Consider the following 8,032-nt stretch of genomic DNA (forward strand, 5'->3'; position numbering starts at 1 on the left):
AGATTGATTCAATATGTTTGTGATGCTTTATGTCAAACTTTTGGAAAACATTGTTTGGTAGTATGTGTTTTTAAATCGAATTGACATTCAGAGATCTACTTATTAACTAATCTTTATCACCTTCACGGTGATCTCAAACGAGCTTCGATTTTAAGGTTGACCATGATAATTGCGAACAAATCTCTTTTAACTTCCCGATATTCTTTATGTAAACTAAACAGATAACCAAAAATTCCAACGTCCACATACCCAATTTATTAATATTATAGAAGCTAATATGTATGTAAATTATACCTGATAAATAGCTGATTAAACCAACGGCAACATAAGTTCCATTCATAGATCAATACAATTTAAAACAATTAACCACAATTTTGTTAGTACATTTGGTTTTATTAATTATTCATTACCATATTTACACTTAATATTGATTAGACCAACGATCGAACTTAACAACATCCATAATATTCTATTAGATATATTGTTATCATAATTGGTGATGATGTTATTTTATCCTAAATGTTATAGAATGTTGTTCGTTGTAGAGGTATTAATATCGATGGGTTAAATATGGATCAAAAGTCCAGAGTTCAAGGAGGTGATTGATTGTAACAGGAGGTAAATTAGATGTTTAAGATTATTGATCATAATTATGATAGTAGCTTGATCTTTGTATTGATTGTGGTAATAAATTGGTGGTTTCATGATATGATCGATAATTTCATGCTTAAAATAACTACTAAACACAACGATTTGTAACAACGTTTTACATCTAATTATATGTGGTTGTTTAATTAAAAATATCGGTGATATTGAGGTAATGATTTCAGATATATAGGTTAGTTTAAGACCAATGTTAACGGATTTTTGTTGGTAGTTTTATTAATTTTATATTAATTGAATAAATGTTCAACCGTTATAATAACATGATGGGAAGTAACATGTGGTTGTGTTTCGGATATTGGAACTTAGTATGGCTATTAAACATATAACAGTATAACGAACGATGGCCTTTTAATGTTAACATAAGATCTTGGCTTATTTATGGATTTTGATGTGTTGTTGTGGTATTTAACATGTATTTATGTTTTGTTGATTAATTCAATCATTAGTTAAATCAGCATCAAACTTTATCTTAATTGTTATATGTAATAAATCAAAAGTACAAAGATTGGTTATTTAGATTTAAAATAAACAGTGATGCATGGACATGGTGTTGGCATCAAATTATTCATTGGGTTCTAGTTGTTTAAATTATACTTGGCATGTATCCGGATTGATGTTTCGTTGTTAATAGAATTAGGGTATTAACCAACGTGTTGTTTGTTCGGTTAAATGAATTCTAAGAGGAGGATTTATAGATAGGTTCATGGGTTGTGTTGTAATCGAGATAATCTAATGTTAGATATGTATGGTTTTATAGTTATTGATGATAATCTGGATCGTAATATGCTTGGTGGATTGTTTAACAGAATATTAATTCTATAATCGTATAAATGTTGTCTTTGACATGAATTAGATTAAGCCAACAAAATGTTGTTAATTATATGGATCTGTTAATCAAATGAATATCATAATATGTCGGTTATTATTAAGGGATATACTTGTTGTTAAAGTTTAACCTTTTAGGTGGTAACAGTGTATGTTTTAAGCTGTTGTCAAATATGTTTACTTAGTTGATTGATATTAATAAGGTTGGGTTTTGGTCTGAATTAGGTATGTTAACGAGATGGACAACGTGGTGTTTGGTAATTAATTTAATATTTTAAGTAAATATGAGATAATTTATTGAATTATTTTCGGTTAAAAACATCAATATAAGTCCGCTGTTAGATTATGACTTAAATGTTTAAACGAATATCCTTAACAAGTCATGAATTAATCAGATTAAAGCCATTATGTTACCCTGTTTTGTTGTTAAATTCTTTATAGTTAATGTATAAATTTGATGTAAAAATGTAACCTATGTTGAAGTAATGTTTATATCTTATTGGCAATATACCGTTCATATTAAAGGGAATCAATGTTTATAAAATGATTTGATTTGGAAGGTGTTCGTTGTGTATCTGTTTTGTTTTAGTATCTTGATAAGTTTAATGTACCAAATTACTTGATTAATTAAAACATAGAACCTTTTTAAAAACAATGATCAATTGGACATCAATATATCACTAATATTATCCAGGTATTGTTTGATCTCTGTAATTACAGATGTTATATTCATATCAGTATATGTCTGATATCTTGTTTGTCCATTGATTCCGATTCTTTATTATAAGTTGAATAAATTGATGTTTTGGTTGTGTCTTTAACGTGTTATAGATCTAGAACGTTGTATCGAAATCGATTTACCTAAATAGGTGGTTTATAACATTGAATCTTTAAGCTGGTTAATCCGGCATTATCTGTTAACATTAAAACAACGATTGGTTAAGTTGATTGGTAGGGAACTAAACGTAGGCTGTATAATGGTTGTTATTAAGTTAAAACCTATAACATTGGTATGTTGGAGTTTTAATTGAAAGTATATGTAAATGACATGATTAATAGATCTTTTATGATTAAGAAATGTTGATGTTTGGTGTTAGGATGGTTGATAGTTGATGATGTTAAGTTAGGTAGTGTTTGGATTATTTAAGTAATATATTAGGTATTAATAGCTTGGTTGTTTTTAGTGTTAAATTGTATACATGGTTTCAACAAAAAGTGTAGGTATCAGTAGTTAATATACTATGGTTTTGGAAGAGGGTTAAAACTGTTGTAAGTGATATATTAAGTCCATCTAGGTGTATATAGAGGTTTATTTGATGGGTTTTAGGGATGTGTTTAGGAACAGGAATCACATATCTATTAAGATGATAATGTGTGTTGGTTTTATCTGTTAGATGTTATTGATTGGGGTATAAGCATTTTACGTTGTTAGTGATAATGTATTTGATCTTTAATATAATTGTTTAGATTTAAACATTTCAATTGAATCGTATATCTGATCTGTTCCAGTTAATTTAGATAGACTTCGGATTATTCCACATTTCTGTGTTTTATAGTACCATCGTTGTGTTGATTTTGATGGTTGGGTTATATATTTAATGTTTGAAATGTTTGGGATATATCTGATGCTTAAATGTGTTGTTAAGTTCGATAATGGGTTGTTGTTTCGAACAATACAACCAGATCTGTTGGTTTTAGAAGATGTAGGAGAGATAATTTGAACAACATGTGTTATACTTTCTTCTAGGTTTGGATCTTGGTGATTTTGATGTTAATGTAAAGGTTTGAGTTTTAATAATGGTTAATGGGTAGTTTCATATTTCATTGGAATAACAACAGTCCAAAATGTTGTTGTGATTTTGTGTTGAAGTAACAGTTTTAGAATGTCACTAAGTCATGATATTTATCTTGTGTAATGATCGGAATATGATTACAATCTTATCTCCTTGGAACAGATATCCCGATGACATTTTTACCTCAACGTTGGACAACGAAGTATCTCTTGCTGTTACGATATCTCCTATTATTCCGTTGTTGGATTAACTTAATAAAACTATCTTGGAATATGAATGGTTTGGAGGTTGTATTGAGATGGTGTTTTGATAAAACAAACTAACACAACTAACTAATTGGTCTAACAAAATGTTGATCTTTTTAACAACGTTGTGTCTCATTCTTAGGATAACTGCAACAACCTCGGAGTCAATGCCACCATGAATCCAAGCTAATCTAATCATAACTATTAAACCAGTTGAGATATAATTTCAGCCTGTCTATGTTAGATGTAGTTTAATCTTTGGTCATGAAAAGTACAACAAAATTAGTTTAATTACACGTTTACATCTAAGTTATGTGGCCGTTGTTTCTTACTAGGAGTTATTTCAATTAAATTACGTGTTGTCGATTGTTGGTTGTTATATGCGGGATAATTATGGTTTATTGTTATACTTTTACATGTTAATTATATGCTTAACAACAGGAGATATTAATCTGATAACATCCATGATGTTAATAATGGTTAGTTGTTATGATCGGATTATTGATTGAATTTATGTTCGGATTTAAATTAATATAACAAAAACATGGTTTTGATAGGACATTGAATTAATTCATCATGTGGTTCAAACATCTCATGAGGTTGTTGGAATCGTAAAATAGATGTAAAACTGATTGTTATAGGATTAAATTTATAAGAATACTAGGTATAAATCAGTTTAATTTTATATGGATATGGAGGTTGTTTACTTTGTTGTTTGTTTTGAGTAGAAGTTATCTTGGTTATTGATCTTGAAGCTTTAATCGGGAAATATCAGCATGTTGTTAGTTAATAAGATATCATTATTAGACGGGATCATTAATAGACTTTTATCAAGTTCCTGTTGTTTATTACTAAATACTATGGATTAAAGTAATATCGGTTGTTTTCGTTGAGTTTAAACAATTAATTAGATCAGATATAATAAGACAACATGTTGGATAACTTTGGTTGGAAATGGGGTTGTTTGGTGTGTTGTGATTTGTAATGTTAACTTTAGCTGAAAACGTTGTGATTAGTTATTAGATTTATTAGATATTTAGATCAATCGGTGTAAATTCTTGGTTCTTATCGATGTGTTTAATAGTAGTTAACAGATCTTTAGGTAATAAGCTTACACGTTAATAATTCATCCTTTAAATTTGAACTAATAAGTACTAATTTGAGTAATCCGTTGTGTAAATAACCCATGGTTTGTAATGATAATGTTGGTTTAAATTATTCACTATGGGATGTACATAGTACTATTGAGGTTATGGGTTATTCTTATCTCCGTTTGATTGGGGTTTGGTAGTGAATTTGGTTAATTAAATTATTATTCATGGATCAGATAACAGATTAGGAGCCATTAGGATTTCATGTATCAGTGTTGAATTATGTTCGATAATGGAGCTTGATATTATGTTTGAGGTTAACTATGTAATTTATTAATGATTGAATTTGTTAATCTGTTGGTAATTGAATCGGGATCGTTTGTTTGTTCTATAATCTTATGGATTAATGATGGTTTAGTAATGATTAGTATAATTTTGATGTGTTAATTTTGGTTGTTATAATATTGGTACCAAGGGTCATGATATATTCGTTAATATTTTGTATGGTTTTATTGATTTGGATCGGTTTTAAAACATTAACATATGTCGATAGTTGGTATTTTGTTGGTTTTTGGCTTATAATATAAATTGTAGTTGTTATTGAATTAATTCATGTATGTTTTGTTAAGATGATCGGGAATTAAGTAACAATTATAGGAGTATTAATGTTATTGGGATGGATTATTATCAGTGTTCATTTTTGGGGTAACTGGATGTTGTTTGTTGTAGGTTTTGTTTAGGTTAAAAGTATTAATTGGATAAGTTGTTGTTAAGTTAAAACAAAATCCTGTGAGTATTAGGTTAAAATTGTCGTTGGTTTTGTTGTTTTATGTAATTTGTGTTTAATATTACTTAATAACTTTGTTGGATGATCGGTAAGTAACTTTCACTGGATGTTTGGTAACTTTTGTTGTTGTAATCGTATTTATTGATAACATATGACAGGTTATTGTAAGGATGAAGAAGATGTTTATACCTTGTTCCTGTTGGGAACCTTAAAACAAGGGAGGATATAATATAGTATTTGGATTGAAATGTGGTAACTTAATGGTACAACGAGGTATGTTTAGTTTTGGGTTGGTATAAATGTTGATGAGTTTAATTGATCAAGATATTTAATCGATAATCTTTGAAAACATGGATATTAAACCAAGGTGGTGTTGTGATTTAAGTTTATAACATTGGTGGATTTTGGTTGGTGGGATAGGATGTTTTGGTTTAGGTATAATCGGGTTTGTTGTTGTTAATTATTGTGTTAATGATGATGGTTCTTGATGGTAGTGTTTTATTCGTATAGGATGTATTAAGATCATAATGTTATATGAATATATTTGATATGTTGATAATGGGGTGGATTGTGTTTAATTATAAGGTATATGGTCTAAAGGATCATCGGTTTGTTTGTTTCTGATAGATTTAATGAATTATGATATCCGCTATTATTATGATTGGATGTAAGTATCTGTTATTATCAGTAAATTTGAATAAACTATAATGGTGTTGATAGTAAGTAATAAGTTCGAAATTGTTGTAGAGGTTATCGGTACAACGTTTGGACGTGGGTGTTGGTTGTTGTTTTTGGGATAAAATTGGGATGATAGTATGGGTGTTTAGATGGATTTAGGATAGGATTTACTAAACATGGAGGGTTTAGTTTAAATCTTTGATTTTGATAGGTTTGAAAGGTTAGATGTGGTAGGATTTATATAATATATTTACTGGTTGATTGTAGGAAGTGATTCTGGTACGATTAGAAGTTAATATATTTATAACAACATAAGTCATACATGATATCGTTGGACATCTGTTAAGGTTTATAACATCTGGGTTTTTGTTACATGTTTTAGTTAAACTTATATCACTTTTGATCTAAATATCTGAGATATGTTCCTTTCATTATTATTATGGTAACTATTAATATCGTCATGAATATGCTAAGCTGTGTTTTTAGTCTAACAACATCAATGACATTTGGTAAGTGACCGTTGTTATTGAGATGTTTAAGAATTAGATGAAGTTTGGTGTAGATGTTGTGGGTTTTGGTTTTGATATTGAATCATGATATAAGTTTTAAGACCAAAAGGTGTACACTTCATTTTTGTAGGTTCAATAGACCGAACACGTTGAGGTTGGTGTTGCCGATTGATCTTATTAAATTTGATATACAGATTAATGTGAAACATGGACATAATGCCATGATGTTGGCCGCTTTCCATGTATTCGAGGATAGGATATTGTTAGAAGGTTTGATGTTATTAAGAGGTGAGTCAATTAGATCCGATGTTTTATATACAATTAAACCAGGAAGACCTGTAAATAGGTAGTAAAATAGTGGTAGTAATATACTGTTAGTGAAACTTTCCGTTAATGATAACAACATGGAGTTGCATATACCATGTTCATCAAGATGTTTGGCTGTTTTGTTGGTAACCGATGATAGTTTATGTCTACATAGTTCTAAATCAGTACTGTATAGTTGATTTAAAGTGTTAGTTACATGAATAAACATGTTCTTGTAAGAAAGTAATGTTGTTGCTGTAATTAAATCTAATATTCAACCAAATTGTGTGTAGTTAAATCACTTATGAAGATTGAATCCTAGATATCACCCGATAATGTAGGTTATTAATAAGATTGGGTTACCATATCATTTTGTTGTGATTGATTTTGTCTTGAGTAGTCAGTAAATGATTTGAGATATCCGAATAATTGGGGTGTTAACAACTTGTTGGATGTATTTTACTATGTTTTGTTGATCAAACAGTGATGCCAACGAAATATTACTAACAGTTGAATAACTCATAAAGATGTATTAACACTTGAACCTTGATGGATAAAATCGAACTGTTTAATTTATTCTTCGATAAAAACTAACTTATTCAGTGATCTGTCATTGGCTTGATTCTTTCAAAATTGTACTCATGTTGGTTTGTACGAGAGGTATTAATGTTTAAGTATCAATTTAACAATCGGAATCAATGGCCGTTTGGATTTGGTGAATGTTTATCCGATGTATACTTCGAATGGGTTGTAATGTGTTAATCTTGAATTGGTATTATAAATTCTAATAGATAAAGAGATGTGTATAAGTTTAGATTGAAGAATGGATTAATAATACAACAAGTAAAGTTTAATCTAATCATAAATCTGGTGGTCTGTAGCTTAGGTTGTGGATTTGTTTCGATGATGTTGCCAACAGTATGGCACTTGTGGTGTCTAATGCTAAGTACATCTTATGGAACATGAGGAACCAAAGACTTCGGTGTACTTTTCATGGATTAATGATCTGTCGGATTTCTTACATTTGTTCAGGTATGCGTATTTAAATGCTTCACCGATGCTGTTTAATATTATGGTTAATTCGGCTCATGATAATAGACTTCTAATAGAAAATGTGAGGCTAAGCTTACCT

General features: G+C 29.3%; 3 protein-coding genes and 2 pseudogenes. 3 read left to right on the top strand and 2 right to left on the bottom strand.

Annotated elements, in window-relative coordinates; all coding sequences use genetic code 4:
* Together MAGTDC_RS05510 and MAGTDC_RS05515 are read left to right on the top strand one after the other, a co-directional pair.
* The coding region (locus MAGTDC_RS05510) for a hypothetical protein (protein WP_278046891.1) at positions 1-225 on the top strand (225 nt) is incomplete at its 5' end.
* A 6,425-nt stretch (positions 226-6,650) separates the two neighbouring features.
* Positions 6,651-6,944 carry a hypothetical protein gene (locus tag MAGTDC_RS05515; RefSeq protein ID WP_278046925.1) on the top strand — a complete coding sequence of 98 codons (294 nt, stop codon included), beginning with the start codon at positions 6,651-6,653 and terminating at the stop codon, positions 6,942-6,944.
* On the opposite strand, the pseudogene MAGTDC_RS05875 reads toward MAGTDC_RS05515, so the two are convergent.
* Positions 6,944-7,423, bottom strand: a pseudogene (locus MAGTDC_RS05875) (cobalamin biosynthesis protein); the annotation flags it as partial. The gene MAGTDC_RS05515 and the pseudogene MAGTDC_RS05875 sit on opposite strands and share 1 nt — an antisense overlap.
* Between MAGTDC_RS05875 and MAGTDC_RS04610 the strand changes: the two are divergent.
* Positions 7,346-7,567, top strand: a complete 222-nt coding sequence (locus MAGTDC_RS04610) for a hypothetical protein (protein WP_192573083.1) — start codon at positions 7,346-7,348, stop codon at positions 7,565-7,567. The pseudogene MAGTDC_RS05875 and the gene MAGTDC_RS04610 sit on opposite strands and share 78 nt — an antisense overlap.
* A gap of 275 nt (positions 7,568-7,842) precedes the next feature.
* Here MAGTDC_RS04610 and MAGTDC_RS04615 read toward each other — a convergent pair.
* Positions 7,843-8,032 (bottom strand): annotated as a pseudogene (locus MAGTDC_RS04615) (hypothetical protein); the annotation flags it as partial.

It is taken from the genome of Candidatus Hodgkinia cicadicola, assembly GCF_002774925.1.